This window comes from Nocardia sp. NPDC051911 (assembly GCF_040681035.1).
GTDB lineage: Bacteria > Actinomycetota > Actinomycetes > Mycobacteriales > Mycobacteriaceae > Nocardia > Nocardia sichangensis.
The window spans coordinates 60092-84231 of record NZ_JBFAXY010000029.1 but is presented as its reverse complement, the minus strand read 5'-3'; the positions used below and the strand labels follow the sequence as shown (position 1 = coordinate 84231).

Below are 24140 nucleotides of genomic sequence, written 5' to 3'. Positions count from 1 at the left end.
GTTCACAGCTGCGGCCGGGGTGGCAGCGGCCCGGACGCACCGGCATCCGCATCGGCTGCCGGTCCGAGGCCCGCGCGCTGCCTTGCCGCCCGATCCGGCCTCAGGGAGTCGGGCGAGTCGCGATTGGCCTCGAGTTTGCCGAGATGGACCGTTCTAGGACGTGCTCTCGTGGAGCGAGGTAGCGTGAAGATGTGTCGGCCGAGGCCGGCCACGGCGAAACAGCGTGGTCGTCCCCGTCGGCAGCGCGTGGTCGGTGCGTTCACATCGTGGTCCGTACCCGGCAGGAAGCCGCCCGGCGGCTTCCGCTGAACAGCAGTGCCGGTTCGTGCGAAAGATCCGCCATCATGAGTGTTCACGCCCCCCTTTACCACGAGGTGCTCTCCCGCGAGGAGTTGCCGGACGAGTTCTTCGGGCTCTTCCTCGACCCGACCCGCACCTACAGCTGTGCTTTCTGGTCCCACCCTGACGACACCCTGGAAAAAGCCCAGACGGCGAAGATCGACCTGGCCTTGGCCAAGTGCGATCTGCAGCCGGGAATGGCCCTGCTGGACGTCGGTTGTGGCTGGGGCTCCACCATGCTGCGCGCCATGGACACCTACGGGGTGAACACGATCGGGCTGACCCGCAGCCGTAACCAGTACCGATACGTGCGGGACATGCTCGTCGACCGGCTGATCCGGGGCCGTCCGTACGGTGGGGTGCGCGTGCAGGGCTGGGAGGACTTCGACCGGCGCGCCGACCGGATCGTCTGCATCGGAGCGCTGGAACACCTGCCGGTGGACCGCTACGGAGAGTTCTTCGATTTCGCCTACCGGATCATGCCCTCCGACGGGGTGCTGCTGTTGCAGACCGTGGTCAGCTACAGCCGCGAACATCTGCGGGCACACGGTACCCAGATCACCAGCGACGACTTCGCGTTCTTGCGATTTCTGCGCGAGACCATCTTCCCCGGCGGCGAGCTTCCGCTGCCGACCGGTCATCATCCCAAAGGGGTCACCGAATACGCCGAGGACGCCGGATTCACCGTCGCCGACATCCAGGCACTGGGACCGCACTACACGACGACACTGGACTGCTGGGCCGACGCCCTCCACGAAAACCGGGACCGGGCTGTCGAGCTCGCCGGGCGGGACACCTATAACGCCTATATGCGGTATCTGACCGGTTCCGCCGATTACTTCCGCCGCGGGCATACCGACGTCATGCAGTTCACCTGTCTCAAACCCGACGCTCGGCGCCCGCCGCACTGAATCCGTACCCTCGCCTGCCGGGCGGCGGCCGCATCAGCGATTCGCCTCCGTGGGGAACAGGTCGTCGTCGCCGGTCGACGGGCTCATGCCGTGCGTGCCGGGGTCCGCGGCCCATCGCACGTCATCGCGCGGGTACCGGATGGGCAGCGGTAGCCTGCGTCTGCGGAGCTTGAGGTTGATGAGCGTCATGTCGCCGTTGTAGTGGGCGAGGACACGGGGGTCCATGACCGCACGCCACAACGGGGGGATCGCGGCGAGCACGACCATGGTGGCGTAGCCGGCGGGCAGTTGCGGCGCCACGTCGCAGCTGCGCAGGGTCTGATAGCGGCGGCCGGGGTTGGCGTGGTGGTCGCTGTGGCGCTGGAGGTGGAACAGGAAGATGTTGGTGACCAGGCGGTCGCTGTTCCAGCTGTCGCGCGGCGAGCAGCGAGCGTAACGCCCGTCGGGTCGGCGGGTACGCAGCAGTCCGTAGTGTTCGACATAGTTGACGGTTTCCAGCAGGCCCGCGCCGATGAGCGCCTGAATGGCGAGGTACGGCGTGACAACGGGGCCGAAGGTCACGATCAGGCCGCCGAACAGCACCGCGCTCATCGCCCAGGCCTGCAACAAATGGTTACCGGGACTGAACCAACGTTTGCCGTTACGGGCCAGGCGCGTGCGTTCCAGCGCCAGTGCCGACCGGAACCCGCCCATCATGGTGCGCGGCAGGAACTGCCACAGCGATTCGCCGAAGCGGGCGCTGGCCGGGTCCTCGGGTGTGGCGACGCGGACGTGGTGGCCGCGGTTGTGCTCGACGAAGAAATGTCCGTACCCGGACTGCGCGAGCGCGATCTTGGCCAGCCACCGTTCGAGATGTTCGGCGCGGTGGCCGAGTTCGTGGGCGGCGTTGATACCGATGCCCGAGACGAAGCCGAGAGTGACCGCCAAGCCGAGCTTGTCGGCGAGGCTCAGCTCATGGCTGGCCCACATATAGCCGGCGATGAGCAGGCCGATGAATTGCATCGGCAGGAACAGAAAGGTGCACCACCGGTAATAACGATCGTTGGACAGCGCTTCGTAGTCTTCGTCGCGCGGGTTGCTTCCGTCGTCGCCGATGAACCAGTCCAGCAACGGGATCACCACCAGCACGATGATCGGGCCGATCCACCAGAACAGTTCCAGTCCGGTGTGTGCCACCAACGTGGAAGGCAGCAGTGCGCAACCCGGGGCGATCAAGCCGAGAATCCAGAGGTACCGCTTGGGGTCGCGGGCTCGCGTGTGCTCGAAGATCGTCATAGTCATCTCGCCGATCCGTGAGGACGACACTCAACCGACAGTTCCGACTGCGGACAACACCTGAACCATGCGCGCCAATCCAGGATAACTGGAAGTTCGCCAGGTGGTGGTGAACCGTGGAAAGCGCTGCCTGAGCGGGCAATCCTCATCATGCGCAAACGGTCCGACGCCCGATCGGTGGGGAGGTTTTCGGGACCCGTCTCGCGTGTGTCGCCTGTTCGGCTCGGTGTGGCGTGGACGGGATCGGCAACGGTGCGCTTGTTCGCCGCTGTGACGTCGACTGTCTGGAAGCGCTGCGGATTTCGACAGCCGAGGTTCGACAGCCGGCCTTCGGACGGTCGAAGTTGCCGGATCCGACGCGGGTCGATTCGTGCCAGATGTCCGAGTGTCACCGTTGCGCACACCTGAGTGGCTCAGGTCGGCGGGGGTGAGCCAACTCCGACATCCGCACCTTTCGTCCCGATTTCGACCCAGCTAGCGAAGATCAACAGCAAATTTTCTGCAAATCGATGCACCGGCTCCGAGGCATCGGGAGACCGTGGGGTGCGGCTCCGCCTGCCGCACGGACGCCTGTGCTCCTCCGGGCAGGCAGTCGGCCGCGGCTCGGTCGTGAAAACCGAACCGCGGCCGACCATGGTGCACAAAGTTCGCGGCACTACGAGCAGAACCTCTGTGCGCGGCGCGGCGCGCCGAATCTCCGATTCAGATACTGACGGTATCCGAGTTGGTCGTGCTTTCGCAAATCAGGGCAGCGCTCCGCAGTTGGTCGGCGCGGGCTGGCCCGCGAGCCGTTCGGTCATCCAGTCCTGCGAGGCACCCAGCGACGGGAAGAACGCCAGTACGTGGGTAACCCGCAACCCGGTGATGACGCTGGGTAACTCGGCATTCGCATTCAACTGGACGGGTGCGCCACCGCCGCACCATCCGGCGGCCAGTTCGCGCACGGGCACGTACGGCGCGCCTTCGTCGGCCTGGTTCGAGGCGATGAGGACGGGCACTCCCGGGGTCATCGTGCCGACCCGCTGGTCGTTGAACGCCGCCTTCAACACCGGCGACTGATCGATCACCGCCGTCAGTGGTTGCCCGCTGGTGGTCCACTGTGAGGTATTCGGGAACTGCTGGGCCAGTCCCAGCGGCACGGCGCACTTGTCCATCGACTCGCGCATGATCGCCTTACCGGTGTCGTTGAGTTCGGCGTCGAGCACCGGCCGGGTCTCGGGGTAATTGGCGGCGATGCCGTTGAGGATCCACGCGAAGGCGGGTCCGAGCGGGGCTCGTCCGTCGTTGAAGGCGATGAAGTACTCGTCATCTACCACCGGCCCGCCGACGTAGGCGCCCCGCACGTTCAGATCGGGGGCGTAGCCCGGCTGCAGTTCGGCCGCGCCCGCGGAGGCCATGCCGCCCTGGGAGTATCCGTACAGAATGACCGGCGATCCGGGATTCAAGCTGGTGCCCGGCAATTGCAGCGCCGCGCGCGCGGCGTCGAGGACCGCGTAGGCCTGAGATTTGCGGTTGAGGTAGTCGTGCACATCCGGTGTGCCCAGACCGTGGTAGTCGGTCACCATCACCGACATGCCGCGGGCCAGCAGCGTGTAGATCGCCAGTACGTCGTATTCGACGATTACGTCGAACGGGGGCTGGTATTGGACGAATTGCGCCAGCAATTTCGACGGCGCGCACTGATCGCCTTGCCCCTTGGTGCCGACCGCGTAGGAGATCAGCGGTCGTTCGCCCGGACCGGTCCACGGCTGGGACGGTTCCAGATATGTTCCCGTCACCGCTGTGCGGGCACCGTGGGTATCGCTGCTGGTGTACATGATGCGCGTCGACGTCGCGGGGACCTGCCCTGGGACGCCGGGGACCGAGATCGCCAGCCGCGACCCTTCGGTGCGGATGATGGAGCCCGGTGCGCCCGCCGGTGCCGCAGGCGGGATGTAGAAATCGTCGCCGGCGACGGTTTCCGCCGCAGGTTCCGTCCATGCGTGTGGGGCGGCGACGGCCCCACCCCCGACCACGAGGAGGGTTCCCGTCAAAGCTGTGGCCAATCTGAGTATTCGGCTCCTCACGATGCGATCCTTCCTGCGATTGGGATACCCCTGGCATCTAGAATCGGATACTGAGAGTATCTGTAAGGGGTCGAAATTGTCCGGGAATAGCGATGAGTGTCGGCGGCTCGCGGGGGCGGGGCGTTCCCGGCCGACCCGGGCGCAGAGCCAGGCGCGGACGCGCGCTGTTTTGATCGCGACCGCCGAGCGGCTTTTTCTGGAGGACGGTTTTCAGGCCACGACTCTGGACAAGGTCGCGAAAGCCGCCGGTTTCACCAAAGGGGCGGTGTATTCGAACTTCCGCACCAAAGACGAGTTGTGTCTGGCGGTGCTCGACGAAATTCACGCTGAGCGGGCGGCGGAGGTCGCCGAGATCATCGCCGCGCCGACGGCCGCGCAGCGACTGCTCCGGATGACGGAATGGGCCGAACGGGTGGTCGGCGAGCCCGACTGGACGCATCTCGAACTGGAGTTCAGCGTGCACGCTCGGCGTGACGAGCACCTGCGCGCCGAGTTGGCGACCCGGCTCGACAACATCGTGGGCATGGTCGGCGCCGCCTTGCGCGCGACGGACGATCTCGACACCCCGATGCCCCGGGCCGAAGCCGCCGTCGCCGTGCTGGCCCTCGGCGTGGGGCTGGGTCTGTTCCGGTCGATCGATCCCGGCATCCCGGTCGCGGGAATGATCTCCGCGCTGCGCGCGATCGCGGGGTTGTCTCCAGGCGACTGATCGGGGCGGCGCGCGTCCGGTCCCTCGGGGTGGCGCCGCACCGGTCTTGCGGTCACGCCGCGCGCCGCTAATATAAGTCAAAACTTATCAAGGAGGTTGTCATGGCGTTGCTCACCGATCCCGCCGCCATCGCCGGGCTCGTGACCCGTGAGGTCCGCACCGGATCCCGCGACGGCGTACCCACCCGAATAGCAGTCGCCCGTCGGAACTACCCGACCGATCGAGCGGATCTCTGGGACGCGCTCACCGATGCCGAGCGGATTCCGCGCTGGTTCCTGCCGATCAGCGGTGATCTGCGGGTCGGCGGGCGCTATCAGCTCGAAGGCAACGCCAACGGCGTCGTCGAACAGTGCGACGCGCCGGAGCGGTTCGCCGTGACCTGGGAGATGGGACCGCAGATCTCCTGGCTCACCGTCGTTCTCACGCCGACCGCGGACGGCACCGAATTGGAGTTGCTGCACGAGGCGCCGGTCGCCCCCGAGTTCTGGGCGCAATACGGGCCGGGTGCGGTGGGCGTCGGCTGGGATCTCGCCCTCATGGGTCTCGGGCTGCACTTGTCGAGCGGAGATCCGGTGGACCCGGCCGAGGGGCTGGCCTTCCCGACCACACCCGAGGGCCTGACGTTCGTCCGGACGGCGGCTCTCGGCTGGGCGCAGGCGGCCGTAAGTGACGGTGACGATCCAGACGCCGCGAACTCGGCGGCGCGGCGGACGATCGACTTCTATACGGTCGTCCCGGAGGACGGCGCCGAGTCCTGATGGATCGATCGCCGGCGAAGATCTTCGAGGCGCTCGGAGACCCCGTCCGCCGGTTTCTTCTCGAAATGGTGGCGGCCGAAGAGCAGCCCGCGGGCGCGCTGGTCGCCGCCGTGCAGCAGCGCACGCGGATCTCCCAGCCCGGCGTCTCCCAGCACCTCAAGGTGCTCCGCGACGCCGGGCTGGTACACGTCCGCGCCGAGGGCACACGACGGCTGTACGCCCTCGACCCCGCCGGTGTCGAGGCCGCGCGGGCTTGGCTGACCGGGCTGGCGGACCCGATGCGCCATTTCGCTCAACCGCTCGACGCGCTCGCGACGGAGATCGCCCGTGGAAAACGCACGCGCCGCGGGGCCGGTCGAACCGGCGGCGAGGATTCCGGCAGGCGAACTCGCCACGCATGAGTGGCGGGCGCACCGGGCGTCGCCGCGGTCAGCAGCGGCCGAACACCACGGCCGCGTTGTGGCCGCCGAATCCGTACGAGTTGTTCAGCGCGTACTCGATGTTCTGGGTGCGCGCGCTGCCGTGCACGATGTCGAGATCGATCTCGGGATCCTGGTTGTCGAGGTTCAGGGTGGGCGGCACCACACCGTCGCGCACGCTGAGCACGGTCAAGGCGGCTTCGACCGCGCCCACCGCGCCTACGGAGTGCCCCAGCGCGGATTTGGGGGCGTAGACCGAGGGGTGGTCGCCCACGGCCGCCCGGATCCCCTTGGCCTCCGCCAGGTCGCCGAACGAGGTGGCCGTCGCATGGGCGTTGACGTGGTCGATGTCTTTGCCGCTCACGCCTGCCGTTTCCAGCGCGCGGCGCATCGCACGAATGTTTCCGGCGCCCTCCGGATGCGGGAGCACCATGTGGTAGCCGTCCGCGGTCAGGCCCGCCCCCATCAGGCGAGCCAGGGGCTTCGCGCCTCGCGCCCGCGCGTGGTCTTCGGACTCCAGCACGAACAGCGCGGCGGCTTCGCCGAAGACGAAACCGTCGCGGTCACGGTCGAACGGGCGCGACGCGCGCTCGGGCTCGTCGATCCGGGTGCTCAATGCCCGCATCATCGCGAATCCGGCCACCGCCAGCGGGTTGATGCGGCCTTCCACACCGCCCGCCACGATCATGTCGGCTTCCCCCAGGATGATCGAGCGCCACGCGTGGACCAGCGCCTCGCATCCCGAAGCGCACGCCGAGACGGGTGTGATCACGCTGGCTCGCGCACCGAGCTCCAGCCCGACCACCGCGGCGGCGCCGTTCGGCATGGCCATGGGCACCGCGAAAGGGGACACCTTGCGGTAGCCCGATTCCCGCATCAGGTCGTTGGACTCGATGATCGTGTCGGCGCCACCGAGACCGGTGCCGATGCAAACGCCGAGTCGATCGGGATCGACCTCCGGGCGGCCCGCGGTGTCCCAGATCCGTTTGCCCATGACATAAGCGACCTGCTGGACGTAGGACATGCGGCGCTTCTGGACGCGGCTGAGCTCTTCGGTCGGATCGAGCTTGAACTGGCCGCCGATGTCGACGGGCACCTGGAAACGCTCGAAGTCGGGGTCCTGCACCTTGGCGATTCCGGTCTCTCCGGCGAGCAGTCCCTTCCATGTCGCATCGGTGCCGGTGCCGACGGCGGTCGACATCTCGACAGCGGTCACGACGACGCTCCGGAACCCTCCGTTGCTGGTCGAGAAGTCCGTCAAATCGGACATCAAACCCCTTCTTTCGGCTTGTCGGCTCGCATACTCGAGCGAGGCTATGTGCGCGCCGGAAGACCGGGGTAGTAGCCCGAGTGCCGTTCACCGCTACGATCGGGCCATGCAACCGGATGGGGGAGAGCGTCGGGTCACGGTGGTCATTCCCGACGAAGTAGTGCTTCTGGACGCCGCGATCCCGATCGACGTGTTCGGATCCGACCCGAACTACCGGCTCGAGGTGTGCGCGGTCTCGCGGACGGCGGCGACCTCGGTTCCGGGGCTGTCGTGTGTGACGGTGGCCGGGCTGGAGGCGCTGCGTGACGCGGAGACGGTGGTGGTGCCCGGGTACGCGTCCTTCGCGACGCCGCCGCCGGAACCGGTGCTGCGAGCGCTTCGCGCGGCCCACGGCCGCGGCGCGCGAATGCTGTCGATCTGTACCGGTGCTTTCGCGCTGGCCGCCGCGGGGTTGCTGTCGCACCGGCCCGCCACGACGCATTGGCGGGCCGCTCCGTTGCTCCAGAGCGAATACCCCGACGTCGAGGTGCACGCGGATCGGCTGTTCGTGGACGACGGCGATGTGCTGACCTCCGCCGGAGTGACCAGCGGTATCGATCTCTGCCTGCACGTGGTGCGCAAAGACATCGGCGCTGCGGCCGCCAACGAACGGGCTCGCGATCTGGTGGCGCCCCCGGTGCGCGAGGGCGGCCAAGCCCAGTACACCCGGCAGTTCGCCAAGCAGACCTCCTCAGGCGCGCTCGCCGAGACACGGGCGTGGATTCTGGCGAACCTCGACCGCAGGCACTCGCTCGAGGATCTCGCCAAGCGTTCGAATCTCTCACGCCGCAGCTTCATACGGCGATTCCGGCAAGAGACCGGAACCTCCACGCACGTTTGGATCACCAGCGCGCGCCTGAACCAGGCGCGGGAACTGCTCGAGACGACCGAACTCCCGATCGACCAGATCGGCTACCGCGTCGGCCTCGGGAACCCGGCGAACACCAGGGCTCTGTTCAAGCGCCATCTCGGTGTCAGCCCGGGGCAGTATCGGCACATGTTCACGATCGGCAACGAAAGGCAGCAGGGAAGCTAGCCGGGCAGCCGTTCCGCGGGATAGCCGTGCAGCCGCCGGTCGGTGTCGCCGACGACGACCGGGTGGCCGACCAGGTCGAACATCGCGATATCGGAGTGGTGATCGCCGAACGCCGTGCACGACGACAGGTCCACGGCCGTTCGCTCGGCGTAACGCAGCAGCGCCGCGGACTTGTCGGCGCCGACCATCGTCGCGGGCACCTCACCGGTGTATCTGCCGCCCGCGGTCTCCAGCGTCGTGCACAAGACCGACGTGGCGCCGACGGCTTCGGCGATCGGGTGGAGTGCGGGGACGAACGAGCCGGACACCAGGACGATGCGAGTCCCGGCGCGGCGCAACTCGTCCAACCGGCGCCGCACCGCGACATTGAAGAACGCCGAATCCGCGGCACGGGACGCGAACCAGTCACGGCCGGTGCGCGACACCTCGGCGACTTGGCGGCCGGCCCAGTGCCGATAGAACCACCGATGGGATTCGCCGCGGCTCATCCCCGCCGCGCGCAGCGCGCGGAACTCCTCGAGCACGGCGTCGGCTTCCTCGCCTCGAGCACGGCGTCGCGCGTCGAAGACGAACAAGGACAGGAAGGTGACATCACGGACCAACGTTTCGTCGACGTCGACGAAAGCCGCTGGGACGTGGCGGTCGTCGACCGCAGGCGCGCCGGCGGGATCGGGAGCCGCGTGCGGTTGGTTCACGAGGCCGCGGCCTCCGTCTGAACAGCGGATTCCGCGCGTCGCTCGGTTTTCCCCGTGCCCTGGGGCGCACCGTCGTCGCGCAGGGTGTGCGGGACACCGAAGAGTTTCAGCAGCGGCGCCGTCATCGCCGTGGTGATCAACGCCATCATGACCAGCAGCGAGTACAGCCGCTGGTCGATGACGCCGATCGTGAGCCCGACATTCAGGATCACCAGTTCCGTCAACCCCCGGGTGTTCATGAGCGCGGCCAGCGCGGCGGATTCCGTCCGGCCGGTCCGGCCGAACCGAGCCGCCGAGTAGGTACCGCCGAGTTTCCCCGCGAGCGCGGCGAACATGATCGCCGCGAACTCGGCGATACTGGTGCGATCCAGACCGCCCAGGTCGACCTGGAGGCCGGCCACCACGAAGAACGCGGGCAGGAAGATGCTGCTCAGCAGTTGCGCGCCGCTGTCGACGGCCGCGCGCAGCCGCCGGGGGAAGACGACCCCGAACAGGAACGCGCCGAAGATCAGGTGCAACCCGATCCATTCGGTGGTCGCTCCCAGCAGAAGGGCGCCGGAGACGCCGACGAAGACCATGTTGGACGGGTTCTTCTCGGATCCGGCGCCCGCGATGCGGTCCAGGGCGGGGCGCACCGCCCACCACAACACCACGACCAGCGGAACGAACAACAGCAACCGCCAGTGGTGACCGAGGCCGGGCCGGGCGATGCCGATGACCACCGCCAGGACGCACCAGGCGAGGACGTCGTCCAATGCCGCGCAGGTCATTGCCGTCTGGCCCAGCCGGGTGCCGAGCAGCTTGCGGTCGTGCAGGATGCGGGCCAGCACCGGAAACGCCGTGACGGCCAAGGCGCAGCCGATGAAGAGCGCGAAGTTCAGCCGGTTGCCGCCGTCGTGCCGGGCCAGCGCCCACACCGCGACGGCGGAGCCGAGCGCGAACGGTGTGAGGTAGGCCGACAGCGCGACCGCGGTGACCGATCGTCGCCGTCCCGCGACGGACCGCAGATCCATCTCGAGGCCCGCCGAGAACATGAAGATCATCACGCCGACGTTCGCGAATGCCGTGAGATACGAGCGAATATCGTGCGGGAAGACGGTCTCGGACAAGTGCGCCCCGAGCAACGTCGGGCCCGCGAGTACGCCTGCCACGATCTCGCCGATCACCGGAGGCTGGCCCAATCGCTCGGCCAGCCAACCCAGCACACGCGCCGCGGCCACGATCAGTACGAGATCCAACAACAAGAAGATCATTTGGTCGCTCGGCAACGCCTCGACTCCGTTCCGACATCGAGGGGAGGAGCGGATCCGATTCTCGCACGGGGTATTCCGTGACGCGTCGACCGCAGTGTGAATCCCCCGAAACATGGACTGCCTGCGCTCAGACGATATCGCACCGGCCCGACGAGCGAGCGTCGAGAGTGATCTACGACACATTCGCGAGGGTGTCGGCGCGGGCTGGCGCAAAGGTGTGCATGTCTGTCGCGAAAGGTACTGGCTGGTCGCTCTTTCCGTTCGGAATACTTCGATCCATGGCTTGCGCCGGTCGGAGGGCGCAGCCGAGGGGAGTCGACGTTGTTCGAAGGTAAGACAGTACTCGTAACCGGTGCGGCAACCATCATCGGCACCGAAGTCGCTCGCGTCTTCGCCGACTATTCGGCGAATGTCGTACTGGGTGACCTGGATACGGACGGGGGAGAGAAGGCGGCCGCCGAGATCGGCGAGCGCGCTCTCTTCGTACCCGTCGACCTGCGCAGCGATTCGTCGGTCAGGTCGTTCGTCGCGGACGCGGCCGACGCGCACGGACGCATCGACGCGCTGGTCAACATCGCCTGCGTCTACGGTGACGACGGGCCTGGCGCAGATGCGCGGGCCGAGTGGCTCGAGGTGCTGAACACCAATGTCGTCGGTACGGCGATGTTGTGCGAAGAGGCCCGAAACCGACTGCGGGACACGGCGGGGTCCATCGTCAACTTCACCTCGCCCAGCGGGCGAGTAGCTCAGGCCGGGCGCGTTCGATACCCGGTCAGCAAGGCGGGGTTGTTGCAGCTGACCCGCAGTCTCGCATTGGAATACGCGGGCGACGGGATCCGGGTGAACAGTGTCTCGCCGGGCTGGACCTGGTCTCGCGTGATGAACGAGATCACCGAAGGGGACCGAGCCCGCACCGATGCGGTGGCCTCCCGGTTCCACATGCTGGGCAGGGCGGGAGACGCACGCGAGATCGGCGAAGTCGCGGCGTTTCTCGCCTCGTCCAAGGCGAGCTTCGTCACCGGAGCCGAATGGACCGTGGACGGCGGTTACTCGGCCCTCGGTCCCGAGCAGACCACTTCGGCGATCGAACTGCTCCAGCGTGAGCGGCCGGGACCGCACGCAACTTCTCTGGCTTAGGAGTTCCGCAATGACTGCAGCAACAATTTCGGCGACATCCCTGCTGACCGCGGTGCGTTCGCTGGTTCCCGATCTGGCGGCACGTCGCAGTGAGATCGATGCGGAGCGCAGGCTTCCCTCCGACATCGTCGAGCGGCTGCGTGAGATCGGTGTGTACCGCATGTGTTTCAGTGCGGAGATCGGTGGCCCCGGCCTGACGTCGCTGGAGCAATTCGAGGTCGTCGAGGCGCTGTCCTACGGCGACACCGCCACCGGCTGGTGCGCCATGATCGGCGCCGCGACCGGCATCTACGCCGGCTATCTCGACGAGCGGGCCGTCGCGGAGCTGATGCCGACCCAGGATCTGATCACCGCGGGACTGATCTTCCCGGCCGGCCGCGCCGAGCGGGTGGCGAACGGTTATCGCTTGACGGGGCGTTGGAAGTTCGGCAGCGCCATCACGCACGCGGACCTGGTCATCGGCGGCGCTTTCGTGACATCGGGCGGTCGCATGGAAGAGACCGCGGAGGGCGCGCCGGTCGTCCGGCTCTTCTTCATGCCCCGCGATCAGGTCGCCGTGTTCGACACCTGGGACACCACGGGCTTGCGCGGCAGCGGCAGCAACGATTACGCGGTCGAGGGTCTCTTCGTCCCGGAGCACCATTCCTTCGCGTTCAGTGAACGGAAGAGCTGTCGCGGGAAGCTGTCCGAACCGGAGGCGCTGGCCCGCATCATGCCGGGTGTCCCGCTCGGCACGGCCCGTGCGGCCCTCGACTACGTCCGCGGCCTGGCGGAGGGGAAGACGGTGAACGCGACCGGTCAGAAGTGGGCGGACAACTACCGCGCCCAGTACCTGCTCGGTGAGTGCGAGATGGAGTACATCGTCGCGCGCGGCGCTGTCGTCAACACGGTGGAGGAGCTGTGGAACGCGTTGGACCACAGGCGTTTCGCGGACTTGCCGACCGATCTCCGGATCGCGACCGCCTTGGCAAGGACCAACGCGTTCCGCGCCGCGCAGCGCATCCTCACCCGGCTGTGCGAACTCGTCGGCACCGATTCGATCTACCGGCCGAATCCGCTGGACATCTGGCTGCGTGACACGAACACGATGGCGCGGCACATCATCGCGCACGACCAGGTGATCCAGTCCACCGGCGCCTTCGTGCTGGGCGGCAGGCCGGAATTCCCCTTCGTCGTGGGTCTGGGCTGATCGCGATGGAAGTCGATAATCGCAAGCGGCTGCCGTCCCTGACCGGACTGCGGTTCTTCGCGGCGTTCTCGGTGTTCGTCTTCCATGTGATGCTGCCCGCCTCGCCGATACCGCCTTACAAACCGGTCAATCTGTTCGCCGACCCGGATATCGCCTACGACGCGGCATGGGTGGTCGGCAAGGCGGGTTTTCTCGGGGTGTCGTTCTTCTTCGTCTTGAGCGGCTTCGTGCTGACCTGGTCGTGGAAACCGGGATCGAGCAAATTGCAGTTCATTCGGCGGCGAGTGGTCAAGATATTTCCCAATCACTTGACGCTGTGGGTGGCCTCGATGGTGTTGTTCGCGGCGGCTATCACGCCGTGGAAGGCATGGCTGCCGAATTTATTCCTGATCCATGCCTGGTTCCCGCAGAATTACATCAACGCGGGGGTCAACACGCCGTCCTGGACATTGTCCTGTGAGCTCCTTTTCTATGTTCTGTTCCCGTTCTTGATACCGGTCGTACTGCGCATCGAGTCGAAATACCTGTGGTACTGCGCCGCCGCCATGGTGGCCGGCATCTGTGTGATCGTGCTGCTGACCGCATTCGTCATACCGAGTTCCGAGAAGTCGGAGCTCACACCCATACCCGTATTGCAGCTCTGGTTCGGCTATCTCTTTCCGCCGTCGCGGCTGTTCGAATTCTTCCTCGGCGTGTTCGTGGCACGGATAGTGCAAGAGGGGCGCTGGATACGGGTGCCGCTCTGGGCGTCTCTCGCAGCGGTGGTCGCGGGATACGTGGTGGCGATGTACACGCCGTTCTACGTCGGCTTCGTCCTGGCGACCGCGGTGCCCCTCGCGCTGTTGATCGGGTCCGCCGCCCAGTCCGACCTCGACGGCGCCTCGCGGTTCCTGTCCAGCAGGCTCATGGTGCGGCTCGGTGAGATCTCCTTCGCCTTCTACATCTGTCAAGGCGTGACGCTGTTCTACGTCCGCCGCACGATGGACGCCGCCACCTTCAGCGCGCCGGTCGCGGTATCGCTGATCGTCGCGTTGTTCTTCCTGAATATTCTCGCCGCATGGTCTTTGTTCACCTTTGTGGAATCTCCCGCGATGCGCCGCTTCGCCCGGCCGAAACGCGTCGCGGTTGTCGCGGAAAAGGTGGCGAGTTAGGCGCTTCGGTTTACTGTCGGCAACAATCGAATTACCTGTTCGGCGGTGCGTGGCGATGCCATGCACCGCCGAATTGCCTTCCCTGCGGTGGAAAACAATATGGTTGCCGCCCTGTCCGGGCAGCGCTATCCTGGTGTTATAAACCACAGAACCGTTTAAAACATGGGGGGTGCTGGATCAATTGGGGTAGGTGATTCGGATCCGGCTGTGAGCATCGGGGCTCGCGGTTCTCGGGTATCGAATGAATTTCGGCACTGAATCCGTATCCCAGCACGACGTTCTGATCGCAAGCAGATGCCGACGGCTCGCTCCGCGCTGATCGCGGGAATTTTTCTGTGCCGTCCGGTTGCGTGCGCTCTTTTTGTGTGTCCGGAAGGTAGTGATGAGTACGACTGTCGACAACGGCTCCGAGCGACTCCAGGAGCTCGAGCGACCACAAGCCCACCCGAGACCCGACGACGACGTCGAGTCGGTTGCCACCCGGATCCTTCGCATGGTCTTCGCCCGTCGGCGCAGTGCCGAGGAGAAGTCGCTGTGCGATGTGGCTCCCTGTGCGGACTGCTTCGCGCCGCACCTGAGCAAAGTGATCCGATACATCGAGGCCGGCGTGCCGGTCCATTTCATCATCCCCGCGTTCCCGGCGAAGTCGCGCAACCGCCGCAAGACGCTGGGGCGGCTGCCCGACATGGCGGAAACTCTGGCGATCGAGTCCCTGCAGGGATTCTGTGACCAGATCTCGGCCGTCTACCGGCCGGGCGCCATCGTCACCATCTGCTCCGACGGCCACGTGTTCAGTGACACGCTTGGCATCCCGGACGTTCACGTGGACGACTACGGTGACGAACTCCGCCGCGTCATCCGCTCGACCGGCGGCGGCTCCGTCGGCCTGTACGGCCTGCGCGACGCCATGCCGGAGATGTCCTGGGACGAACGCAGGCGCCGCCTGCTCGCCGAGTACTCCGACGGCATCGACGCGCTGCGCGAGGCGATCCGGACGGAACCCGCGGCCCGGCGCATGTTCAACGGAATACACCGGTTCATGGTCGAGGACAACGCCGTGCTGTTGCCCGACCTGTCGGCCACGAAGCGGCGCAACCGATCGAAGGAGACCGCTTACGCGGTGGTGCAGCGCAGTCAGGCGTGGAGCCGTCTGATGGGAGAGATCTTCCCCGACGCGGTGCGGCTGTCGATCCATCCGCAGACGAATCACTCCGAGAAGATCGGCTTCCATCTGCTGCGGACCCAGGACAGCTGGCTGACTCCGTGGCACGGCGTGGTGCTCGACGACGGAACGAACTACTCGCTGGTCAAGCGGATGCACGCCGAGGAGCTTGGTGCTCGTCTGGTGTGGCGCAACAGTCGCCCCAGTCATTTCGTCCTCGGACGGACACCAGAGATCGAAACACAGTGAACCTGAGGAGACACATGACGAAAAGCTTGAACGAGGTACTGCTCGAGGGGGAGCCGCTGCGGCCGTTCGGCCGCCTGGTGGAGTCCGGTTCGGAAGGACGAACCCTCGCCGATGTGCCGGTCGAGGAACTGCTCGCGCTGGCGCTGGATGCGAAAGTGGTCGTACTCCGCGGATTCGGCCTGCTCGGCAAGCAGGAACTCGAAAACTATTGCCGGACAGCGGGAGAGATCCTGCAATGGAACTTCGGGTCGATCCTGGATCTGGTGGTCCGGGACACTCCCGACAACTATCTGTTCGACAAAGGCGATGTCCCGTTCCACTGGGACGGCGCGTTCGCCGAGCAGGTGCCTCGATTCTTCCTCTTCCAATGTCTGCGCGGCGAGGGCGCGGGCGGCGAGACCGTGTTCTGCGACAGCGTCCAAACCTATCGGGACGCCCCGGAAGACCTGAAAGAACTGTGGGCCCGTACCTCGATCACGTACCGCACCGACAAACTCGCGCACTACGGCGGCCTGGCCGAATGGCCCTTGCTCGGCACCCATCCGGCCACCGGCGAGACGACGATCAGATACGCCGAGCCCCTGGATCCCGCGCGCTACGCCAATCCGCTGTTCTTGACCGTCGACGGCATCTCGGCCGAGGACGGCGTGCGCGTCATGGAGGACCTGCGCGAGCGGCTGCACGACGCCCGCTACTGCTACGCCCACGAGTGGCGGACCGGCGACATCGTCGTGGCCGAGAACCACGCTCTGCTGCACGGCCGGAACTCGTTCACCGGGTCGGTCTCGCGGCACCTCCAGCGCATCCAGATCATCTGAGAAATCGGCCATCAGGGAGGAATATCAATGGCTAATTCAATCTCCGGACCAGCGGACGACTACGACGTCGTCATCATGGGTGGTGGGCCCGCCGGGTCCACGCTCGCCGCGATGCTCTGCCGCGACACCGATCTGCGTGTGGCGGTGTTCGACCGCGAGGTGTTCCCGCGCGAGCACATCGGCGAATCGGGTGCGCACCCGCTGGTCCCCGTTCTGCAAGCCAGCGGCGCGCTCGAGAAGGTGCTGGCGAGCGAGTGCTGGATCCAGAAGTTCGGCGGAATCTACCAGTGGGACACCGAGCGGCCGTTCGTCGGCTTCTTCGAGCACTCGGACTATCTGGTCGACGGTGTGTACCGCTGGTCGGTGCACATCAACCGCGCCGAATTCGACACCGTGCTGCTCGAGCACGCCGAGTCCTGCGGCGCGCACGTCTTCCAGGGCGTGCGGGTGATGCGGTTCCTCGCCGACGCGGACCGGGCCACGGTCGTGCTGGAGGACGGAACCGAGGTCACGGCACGCTATTTCGTCGACGCTTCCGGCCGGGCGAATCAAGTGGCCGCCCGCGGGTCGCAGCGCGACAAGCAGTGGCTCTCGGACTACCGCAACGTAGCCGTGTGGTCGCACTACCGCAATTGCGTGCCCGCCCAGCGGGCGGCGGGGGACTGGAACGTGTTCCGCGCGGACGATCTGTCCCCGATCTACGCGGTGGCGTTCGAGCACGGATGGGTGTGGTACATCCCGACGCCCCGGCTGGTCGACGGCGTGCGGGAGACGGTGTGGTCGATCGGCGTCGTGACCAATCCGGAGTCGATCGCGCGGGTGGATCTGCGTGATCCGGACATTTTCCTGAAGACGATCAAGTCGATTCCGGTGCTCCAGGATCTGGTGGCGAACGCGGAGCCGATCCGTGACGAGATGCTGACGGCCACCAACTATTCCAGGGTCAGCGAATGCTTCGGCTCGTACGAGGATCGCTGGATGGCGGTCGGGGACGCGTCGTACTTCGTCGATCCGCTCTTCTCCTCCGGCATGTCCTTCGCCGTCACGCAAGCGTGGGCGGCCGCCTTGGTGCTGCGCAAGACGTTCGACCAGGAGTTGGACGAGCAGTCCAAGCGAGATCTGTGGCGGGACTACGACGTCGAGTGGCGCGGGATGGCGGAGACCTGGGCGCTGAGTATCGACCAGTGGTACCACGAGATCTCTCGCTCGCATCCGGACAGCCCCTACTGGAGCGCGGAAGGCAGGCGAGTCGAAGCCGACAACGCGACGGAGGGAACCTTCCAGGCGTTGCTGAACACCGCGCTGGTGCCCGACCTGCTGAACATCATGACCAAGGGCACCCGAGATCCGCGCGACCTCGCCAACGAAGGACCGTACCTGCGGGCCTTCACCGCGGCCGACGCGGTCGAACTGGCGCAGGACGACATCGTGGCGCTGTCTCCGGACGCACGCATTCGCACCGGCGTGGCGGCGGACATCCCCGGCTTCAAGGGGATGTCGCCGCCGTTCGAGATTCCGCAGGTGGTTCGCGACGGACTGGCCGCCTACTGGCGGGACCCCATCGCCAACAGCGACGCGGCGCCGTCGCCGCTCGCCGACGCCGTTGCCTGCCATCGGATCTACTCCGCGGCCGACCCGGACATCGAGGTGCGGTGCCTGGAGCGCGACGGTGGCGAGCAACTGTGGGAGACGCTGAACCGTGGTCCCGCCCGGTGGTCGGAGCTGGCGCCACAGTTGACGGTGCTGCAAGGGCGAGCCCTGAAGCGCTTGATCCGCGCCGGGTTGGTGGTGACGGGACCGGACTCGCAGCAGCGGGTCGACTAGGTCGAGGACATGAGGTCATTGGCTGTTCTGGCCGTCGACGACGTGATTCCGTTCGATCTCTCGGTTCCGCTCGAAATCTTCGGACGGGCCATGCAGGAAGACGGCACCGCGGCGTACGAGGTTCAGGTCTGCGGGGTGCAGTCGGACGTTCCGTCGAAGTTCTTCGACATCTCATGTCTCGGGGGAATCGACTATCTCGAGGACGAGGCCGAAACCATCGTCGTGCCGGGAGCGATGAGTTATCGGTCGCAGATACCGGATCGGTTGCGAAAGGCGTTGGTGCGCGCCCATGAGCGCGGTGCGAGGGTGGCATCGATCTGCTTGGGCGCGTTCACCCTCGCCTCGGTGGGGTTGCTCGACGGAAAGCGCGCGACGACGCATTGGATGGCCGCTACCGAATTGTCGAGGAGCTATCCGCGCGTTCGAGTGGATCCTACGGTGCTCTACGTGGACAACGGGAGCATCCTGACTTCGGCCGGCGCCGCGGCCGGGTTGGATCTGTGCCTCCATATGGTGCGCACGGATTACGGGACCGCGGTGGCGGCGGATACCGCCAGGTTGTCGGTGATGCCGCTGACCCGCGACGGGGGACAAGCGCAATTCATCGTGGAACGTCCGCGCTCGGAGGCGGACAGCAAGTCCATCAATCCCACACTGGAGTGGGCGGAGATGATGCTCAGTGAGCAGATCACCGTGCTGGATCTCGCGGAACGAGCCGGAGTCAGCAAGCGCACGCTGATCCGGCGCTTCCACGAGCAGGTCCGGATGACGCCGAACGAGTGGCTCCAGACCGCCCGGGTGCGCAGGGCGCAGGTGTTGCTCGAGACGACCATTCTGACGATGGAGTGCATCACCGTTCGAACGGGATTTCCTTCGGTGGCCGCATTCCGGAAGGTCTTTCGCAAGACCGTGGGGGTGACGCCGCAGGAGTACCGGCGGGCCTTCCGCTGACCCGTCGCGCGGCTGTCCGCGTGACCCGTCGTCTCGCCGTGGATTCGCGTACCGGTCCGGATCCACGGCGAGAAGTCCCGGGCGCGACGTCTGCGGATTCCATGGGTCTGCCGAGGCGGGAGCCGCCGACACGAGAGTGTCGCTCTACTCCGTGTTTCCGCGGTGGCCGCAGTTTTGGTTCATAGTTGGTGCTTCGGTCCCCACGGCGAAGGAGATCATGGTGCCCACGGCGAATTTCGGTACGAAGGACGATCCTGGTTTCGAGCTGGCGCAGAGTCCCGATCTGATCGTGGTGCGCACGCACAGCGGTCGCGGGATCCGGCGGCAATCAGGGTCGGTGCGGACCCCGCTCGGCGCCGAACTCGACGACGCGACACTGGTGCAGGCCTACCCGGAGGCGGGAGTGGAGGTCTACCGGCTGCCCGCGGGATCGAGATCGGTGGAGCAGCGCAAGCCGGTGCTCGACGCCGCGCCGGAGGTGCGGTTCGCCGGGCACGTCCTGGTGGATCCTGGCACCGGGGAACCGGTGCTCTATACGGAGAACATCTTCGTGAAGTTCGTCGACCGCGTCGATCGGGAGCATTGTCTCGCTGTGCTCGAAGCTGCGAATCTTACTGTGAAGCAAGAGGTTTCGTACGCGAACAATGCGTACTTCACGGCGGCAACGGAGGGCACCGGCCAACAGGTGTTCGACATCGCCGCCGCGCTGCTGAATCGCGACGACGTCGAGTACTGCCATCCCGAACTGATCCGCAGCCGCGCCAAGAAGACCATCTTTCCCCAGCAGTGGCATCTGAAGAAGACCACCATCGGCGGTGTCACGATCGACGCGCATGCCGGAGTGGAAGCCGCCCACGCGATCACCCGAGGGGCCGGGGTGACGATCGCGATCGTCGATGACGGCATCGACATCGACCATCCCGAATTCGCCGGTGCCGCCAAGATCATCGCGCCACGGGACGTCACGGCGAAGACCGGCGATCCGCGCCCGAAGGACAGTTTCGGAACCGGCCCCGACAACGGTGACAATCACGGCACCGCGTGCGCGGGCGTGGCCTGCGCCAACGGCACGGCCGGAGCATCCGGAGTAGCGCCGGAAGCCCGGCTGATGCCGATCCGGCTCGCCTCCGGGCTCGGTTCGCAGGCCGAGGCGGACGCCTTTCAGTGGGCCGCCGACCACGGCGCGGACGTCATCTCGTGCAGCTGGGGCCCGGCCGACGGCGCATGGTTCCAGCCCGGCGATCCGGCGCACAACCGGGTCGTGGCGCTGCCCGCGAGCACCAGGCTGGCAATCGAGCACGCCGTCACCAGCGGACGCGGCGGCAAGGGCTGTGTGGTGCTGTTCGCGGCGGGCAACGGCAACGAGTCCGTCGACAACGACGGCTATGCCGGTTTCGCGAAGGTCATCGCCGTCGCGGCCTGCAACGACACCGGTAAGCGCAGCGTGTACAGCGATTTCGGCAAAGCGGTGTGGTGTGCGTTCCCCAGCAGCGACATCGGGCACCGCCCGTTCGGGCATCCCGCCCCGCTCACGCCCGGAATCTGGACGGTGGACCGGCACGGTGCCGACGGCTACAACCCCGGCACGACGGCGTCGGGCGACGCGGCGGGCGACTACACCAACGACTTCGGTGGTACGTCCAGCGCTTGCCCGGGAGCAGCCGGGACAGTCGCCCTGATGCTGTCGGTGAATCCCGGGCTGTCCTGGGTGGAGGTGAAGAACCTGCTGAAAGGCGCCTGCGACAAGATCGATCCGCAGGGTGGCGGCTACGGGTCCGACGGCCACAGCGACAAGTACGGGTACGGCAGGATCAACGCCCTCGCCGCGGTGCGAGCGGCGCGGCCGGAGGGAGCCGAATCCGCCGCCGATGCGGTGCTCACCGTGGGAGGAGACTGAGGGGGTGACGGCGGAGGGCGTTCGGTTGATCGTGGTGGACGCCGCGAATGTCATCGGTTCACGACCCGACGGATGGTGGCGCGACCGCCCGGGTGCCGCTCGGCGACTGCTCGAGCGGATTGCCGGACTGCCGGAACGTCTGGCGGAACGCACCGAGGTGATCGTGGTGCTCGAGGGAGCGGCGAAGACCGCGGTCGATGCGGCGGACCCGGAGGTCGGCGGCGTGCGGGTGGTGCGGGCGGACGGTTCGGGCGACGACGCGATCGTCGGTGTGGTGGCCGCGGCTCGTGCGCAGGACGACCGCCGTCCGATCACCGTGGTGACGGCGGACCGGGGACTGCGTGACCGCGTGGCGGTTCACGGCGCGGATGCGGTCGGTCCACGCTGGTTGCTCGACCGCGTCGGCTCCTGACGCGGTCAGCGCCGGGCGGTAGGTCTCGCATTGATGACGCCCGGCGTTTCACCCATCTGTCCAGTCCGTTTTGCGGCAGTCTGAGCGGTATGACCGCCTCCGACGTCGTGGGGATGCCGTTGCTCTACCTGGTCGAGATCTCCGAGCCAGGTTACTTCAATCGGCCGTGGTGGAAGATCGCCAGCACCGGCGCGCCCGGTCAGGTTCGCGCGGCGCTCGCCGAACTGGCCGTGCGGGTCGAGCGGGACGTCCAGCGCGCCGGCGGCGCGGGTCGGTGCTGGTACCGCTACGACGTGCGGTGGTCCGACGGCGCGATGCTCGAGTGTTTCCAGGGCGCGATCCGATCGATACTGATACCAGGGGAGTTGCGCTGCCTGGCCGTCGCCCTGACCTCTGCGACGACCGTCGATCTGCGCTCCGCCGAGCGTCCGCCCTGCTGAGTTGGCACTGGTGACAGACGCGTAGAGCCCCGAAGGCTTCGGGGCTCTACCCGTATCCGGCACTCAGTCCAGCAGAGCCGGTTGTTTGGCGTCCTGCTGTGCGGCACTCGCGTGTCCCGCCTCGGTGCGAGCCTCGGCGCAGCAGATCGCGGCCATCATCCGTCGCCCGGATCAGGCGGGCCCGCCCATGAGCCGTATCGGACGAGACTGCCACGGCCGCTCCAGACGAGATAAGTTGCTTGCGCTACGCAACTAGTGTTGCGACGGTCCTCGGCCGGTCACGGATATGTGCGGTCAGCAGATCGGCAGCTATCTACACGGCGGCGCGGGAATACCACCACCCCAGGGGTGTCACGATGCCACCCTGTGGGTTTGCCGGGCGCTCCCTGCGGTCCCTGGTTCTGCGGTTATGGCCAGCGCACAGTAGTAGCCGAACTCCCGATGCCGATCGCTACGAAGGAACCACGAGATGCAGCCGACTTTCGTTCACCACATGAGGCAACAGGTTGCCGAATATGGGGATGCCAGGTCATACACCTATCTTCGTGAGGCCGGGCTCGAGCTCAGCGAGGAGATCCGCACCTACCGTGAACTCGACCGTGACGCCAGAGCGTTCGCGGCTTGGCTCGCGGGCCGTCCGGAGTCGGTCGAGCCGGTCGTGCTGCTCTATCTCGACGGTATGGCCTTCTTGCGGGCGTTTCTCGGGTGCCTGTACGCCGGGGTCGTGGCAGTTCCCGCGCCCGTGCCGCACGATGCGAACAGCACGCGACGACTGGCAAGTGTGATCGCGGATTCCGGCGCCCGATTGGTACTCACGACCGCGCACTTCCAGCCGCTGGTCGAAGCGGCTGCGCCCGTGACCGTAGTCGCGGCCGACGGTCCGCTCGGTGAGCCCGAAGCGTGGCGGATGCCCGCCATCGACGCCGCCACGATCGCCTTCCTGCAATATACGTCCGGCTCAACCGGCACACCCAAAGGCGTTGTCGTGACCCACGGCAATCTCATGCACAACGAGGCCGCCATCGCCGCGGGCGGGATGAACGATGCCGGCACCGGCGTCGGTTGGCTTCCGCACTTTCACGACATGGGTCTGATCGGGCTGCTGCTGGGGGCGGTATACGCCGGCGCGAACCTGGTGTTCATGGCGCCGACGACGTTCCTCAAGCGCCCGGTGCGCTGGCTGCGCGCCATCGACAAGTATCGCGGGACCTTCACCGCCGCACCCGATTTCGCCTACGACCTGATCGCGCGCCGGGTGACCGACGAGCAGTTGGCCGATCTCGATCTCAGCACGCTCGAGATCGCGCTCAGCGGCGCCGAACCGATCCGTGAGCGGACCATGACGGCGGTGCTCGAACGGTTCGCGTCCGTGGGTTGGCGGCCGACGACATTCCGGCCGGCCTACGGCCTGGCCGAGGTGACGCTGCTCGCCAGCGGCCGAACCGCCCCTTCGGCGCCGGTCTTCCTCGACATCGGCCACGAAACTCGGCTCGTCGGCTGCGGACACGCGGCCCGTGGTCTCGATATCCGGATCGTCGACCCGCACCGGCGGCAACAGCTGCCGGAGAACACCGTCGGCGAAATCTGGATTCGCGGCGGCAGTGTCGCCGTCGGTTACTGGAACCGCCCAGAGGAGACCCGCGAAACCTTCGAGGCTTACCTCGGCACCGAGGGACCGTTTCTGCGCACCGGTGATCTCGGTCTGCTGAGTGACAACGAGTTGTTCGTCGCGGGCCGCCTGAAGGATCTGTTGATCGTCAACGGACGCAACGTCTATCCCCAGGACATCGAGGGGATGATCGGCGAGTTGCATCCGGCGTTCGCGGGCAGTGCAGGCGTCGCCATATCCGTCGATGCGAGCGGCCGGGAGAGGCTTGTCGTGCTCCAGGGTGTCAAGACGGCGCTGCAAGGCGACACCACCCTCGCCCAACTCACCTCGACGATCAAGTCGGCGATCGCTCGCAGGTTCGACGTGCCCGCGCCGAATGTCGTTCTCGTCGCGCCCAGGTCGGTGCACCGCACTACCAGTGGGAAGGTCCGGCGCAGCTCGATGCGGAAGGCGTTTCTCCAGGGCCGCGTCGCGAATGTGCTGCACGAGGATCTCGAACCGGCGCTGAGCCGATCCATGACCGTCTGATCG

Annotated in this window: 21 protein-coding genes; 16 read left to right on the top strand and 5 right to left on the bottom strand. The window is 66.6% G+C overall.

All coding sequences use genetic code 11. The features are described 5' to 3' along the window. The first annotated feature begins 344 nt into the window (after positions 1-344). Positions 345-1250, top strand: coding sequence for a class I SAM-dependent methyltransferase (locus AB0L97_RS29380; RefSeq protein ID WP_364435757.1), 906 nt, complete (start codon positions 345-347; stop codon positions 1248-1250). Positions 1251-1283: 33 nt separating this feature from the next. On the opposite strand, the gene AB0L97_RS29375 is transcribed toward AB0L97_RS29380, so the two are convergent. Together AB0L97_RS29375 and AB0L97_RS29370 are read right to left on the bottom strand one after the other, a co-directional pair. Beyond that, positions 1284-2531, bottom strand: a complete 1248-nt coding sequence (locus AB0L97_RS29375) for an alkane 1-monooxygenase (protein WP_355076635.1) — start codon at positions 2529-2531, stop codon at positions 1284-1286. 737 nt (positions 2532-3268) lie between these two features. Further along, entirely contained in the window at positions 3269-4591 is a 1323-nt protein-coding gene (locus tag AB0L97_RS29370; RefSeq protein WP_364435753.1) for a lipase family protein, read from the bottom strand. 169 nt (positions 4592-4760) lie between these two features. On the opposite strand from AB0L97_RS29370, the gene AB0L97_RS29365 reads away from it, so the two are divergent. From AB0L97_RS29365 to AB0L97_RS29355, 3 genes are all read left to right on the top strand, one after another. Then, positions 4761-5300, top strand: a complete 540-nt coding sequence (locus AB0L97_RS29365) for a helix-turn-helix domain-containing protein (RefSeq protein ID WP_364435750.1) — start codon at positions 4761-4763, stop codon at positions 5298-5300. A gap of 101 nt (positions 5301-5401) precedes the next feature. Beyond that, positions 5402-6058 carry an SRPBCC family protein gene (locus AB0L97_RS29360; RefSeq protein WP_364435747.1) on the top strand — a complete coding sequence of 219 codons (657 nt, stop codon included), beginning with the start codon at positions 5402-5404 and terminating at the stop codon, positions 6056-6058. Then, on the top strand, positions 6058-6459 hold the full coding sequence (locus AB0L97_RS29355; protein WP_364435744.1) for a metalloregulator ArsR/SmtB family transcription factor: 402 nt from the start codon (positions 6058-6060) through the stop codon (positions 6457-6459). The genes AB0L97_RS29360 and AB0L97_RS29355 overlap by 1 nt, the downstream gene beginning before the upstream one ends. A gap of 28 nt (positions 6460-6487) precedes the next feature. On the opposite strand, the gene AB0L97_RS29350 is transcribed toward AB0L97_RS29355, so the two are convergent. Next, the gene (locus tag AB0L97_RS29350) at positions 6488-7747 is read right to left on the bottom strand and encodes a KasA/KasB family beta-ketoacyl-ACP synthase (protein WP_355076626.1); all 1260 of its coding nucleotides are present in this window, start codon (positions 7745-7747) and stop codon (positions 6488-6490) included. Positions 7748-7853: 106 nt separating this feature from the next. On the opposite strand from AB0L97_RS29350, the gene AB0L97_RS29345 reads away from it, so the two are divergent. After that, positions 7854-8822, top strand: coding sequence for a helix-turn-helix domain-containing protein (locus AB0L97_RS29345; RefSeq protein ID WP_364435740.1), 969 nt, complete (start codon positions 7854-7856; stop codon positions 8820-8822). Here the strand turns inward: AB0L97_RS29345 and AB0L97_RS29340 are convergent. Beyond that, positions 8819-9517, bottom strand: a complete 699-nt coding sequence (locus AB0L97_RS29340) for an HAD-IB family hydrolase (RefSeq protein ID WP_364435737.1) — start codon at positions 9515-9517, stop codon at positions 8819-8821. The two genes, AB0L97_RS29345 and AB0L97_RS29340, sit on opposite strands and share 4 nt — an antisense overlap. Beyond that, the gene (locus tag AB0L97_RS29335; protein WP_355076621.1) at positions 9514-10785 is read right to left on the bottom strand and encodes a cation:proton antiporter; all 1272 of its coding nucleotides are present in this window, start codon (positions 10783-10785) and stop codon (positions 9514-9516) included. The genes AB0L97_RS29340 and AB0L97_RS29335 overlap by 4 nt, the downstream gene beginning before the upstream one ends. Before the next feature lie 306 nt (positions 10786-11091). Here AB0L97_RS29335 and AB0L97_RS29330 point away from each other — a divergent pair, with 306 nt between their 5' ends. The 11 genes from AB0L97_RS29330 to AB0L97_RS29280 all read left to right on the top strand — a co-directional run bounded on the left by AB0L97_RS29330 (position 11092) and on the right by AB0L97_RS29280 (position 24137). After that, positions 11092-11907: an SDR family oxidoreductase gene (locus AB0L97_RS29330; RefSeq protein WP_364435732.1), complete on the top strand. Its 816-nt coding sequence runs from the start codon at positions 11092-11094 to the stop codon at positions 11905-11907. Next, the gene (locus AB0L97_RS29325) at positions 11870-13096 is read left to right on the top strand and encodes an acyl-CoA dehydrogenase family protein (RefSeq protein ID WP_364435729.1); all 1227 of its coding nucleotides are present in this window, start codon (positions 11870-11872) and stop codon (positions 13094-13096) included. The genes AB0L97_RS29330 and AB0L97_RS29325 overlap by 38 nt, the downstream gene beginning before the upstream one ends. Before the next feature lie 5 nt (positions 13097-13101). Next, positions 13102-14247, top strand: coding sequence for an acyltransferase (locus AB0L97_RS29320; RefSeq protein WP_356965413.1), 1146 nt, complete (start codon positions 13102-13104; stop codon positions 14245-14247). 382 nt (positions 14248-14629) lie between these two features. Continuing rightward, entirely contained in the window at positions 14630-15658 is a 1029-nt protein-coding gene (locus AB0L97_RS29315; protein WP_364435725.1) for an isocyanide synthase family protein, read from the top strand. Between the two features lie 14 nt (positions 15659-15672). After that, positions 15673-16476: a TauD/TfdA family dioxygenase gene (locus AB0L97_RS29310; protein ID WP_364435722.1), complete on the top strand. Its 804-nt coding sequence runs from the start codon at positions 15673-15675 to the stop codon at positions 16474-16476. Between the two features lie 27 nt (positions 16477-16503). Then, entirely contained in the window at positions 16504-18300 is a 1797-nt protein-coding gene (locus tag AB0L97_RS29305) for an NAD(P)/FAD-dependent oxidoreductase (RefSeq protein ID WP_364435719.1), read from the top strand. 9 nt (positions 18301-18309) lie between these two features. Continuing rightward, positions 18310-19251 carry a helix-turn-helix domain-containing protein gene (locus tag AB0L97_RS29300; RefSeq protein ID WP_355076609.1) on the top strand — a complete coding sequence of 314 codons (942 nt, stop codon included), beginning with the start codon at positions 18310-18312 and terminating at the stop codon, positions 19249-19251. Positions 19252-19471: 220 nt separating this feature from the next. Continuing rightward, positions 19472-21148, top strand: a complete 1677-nt coding sequence (locus tag AB0L97_RS29295; RefSeq protein WP_364435715.1) for a S8 family serine peptidase — start codon at positions 19472-19474, stop codon at positions 21146-21148. A 4-nt stretch (positions 21149-21152) separates the two neighbouring features. Next, complete coding sequence (locus AB0L97_RS29290) at positions 21153-21560, top strand: NYN domain-containing protein (RefSeq protein ID WP_364435712.1); 408 nt, start codon at positions 21153-21155, stop codon at positions 21558-21560. 89 nt (positions 21561-21649) lie between these two features. Then, positions 21650-22000, top strand: a complete 351-nt coding sequence (locus tag AB0L97_RS29285; protein ID WP_355076603.1) for a hypothetical protein — start codon at positions 21650-21652, stop codon at positions 21998-22000. A gap of 493 nt (positions 22001-22493) precedes the next feature. Then, complete coding sequence (locus AB0L97_RS29280) at positions 22494-24137, top strand: fatty acyl-AMP ligase (protein ID WP_364435708.1); 1644 nt, start codon at positions 22494-22496, stop codon at positions 24135-24137. Positions 24138-24140: the final 3 nt, after the last annotated feature.

Excerpts from the sequence above, each read along its gene's own strand:
- AB0L97_RS29380 (WP_364435757.1), top strand. The coding sequence starts at position 345 with ATGAGTGTTCACGCCCCCCTTTACCACGAGGTGCTCTCCCGCGAGGAG.
- AB0L97_RS29305 (WP_364435719.1), top strand. The coding sequence starts at position 16,504 with ATGGCTAATTCAATCTCCGGACCAGCGGACGACTACGACGTCGTCATC.
- AB0L97_RS29280 (WP_364435708.1), top strand. The coding sequence starts at position 22,494 with ATGAGGCAACAGGTTGCCGAATATGGGGATGCCAGGTCATACACCTAT.
- AB0L97_RS29300 (WP_355076609.1), top strand. The coding sequence starts at position 18,310 with ATGAGGTCATTGGCTGTTCTGGCCGTCGACGACGTGATTCCGTTCGAT.
- AB0L97_RS29350 (WP_355076626.1), bottom strand. The coding sequence starts at position 7,747 with ATGTCCGATTTGACGGACTTCTCGACCAGCAACGGAGGGTTCCGGAGC.
- AB0L97_RS29375 (WP_355076635.1), bottom strand. The coding sequence starts at position 2,531 with ATGACTATGACGATCTTCGAGCACACGCGAGCCCGCGACCCCAAGCGG.
- AB0L97_RS29355 (WP_364435744.1), top strand. The coding sequence starts at position 6,058 with ATGGATCGATCGCCGGCGAAGATCTTCGAGGCGCTCGGAGACCCCGTC.
- AB0L97_RS29315 (WP_364435725.1), top strand. The coding sequence starts at position 14,630 with ATGAGTACGACTGTCGACAACGGCTCCGAGCGACTCCAGGAGCTCGAG.
- AB0L97_RS29360 (WP_364435747.1), top strand. The coding sequence starts at position 5,402 with ATGGCGTTGCTCACCGATCCCGCCGCCATCGCCGGGCTCGTGACCCGT.
- AB0L97_RS29310 (WP_364435722.1), top strand. The coding sequence starts at position 15,673 with ATGACGAAAAGCTTGAACGAGGTACTGCTCGAGGGGGAGCCGCTGCGG.
- AB0L97_RS29320 (WP_356965413.1), top strand. The coding sequence starts at position 13,102 with ATGGAAGTCGATAATCGCAAGCGGCTGCCGTCCCTGACCGGACTGCGG.
- AB0L97_RS29345 (WP_364435740.1), top strand. The coding sequence starts at position 7,854 with ATGCAACCGGATGGGGGAGAGCGTCGGGTCACGGTGGTCATTCCCGAC.
- AB0L97_RS29285 (WP_355076603.1), top strand. The coding sequence starts at position 21,650 with ATGACCGCCTCCGACGTCGTGGGGATGCCGTTGCTCTACCTGGTCGAG.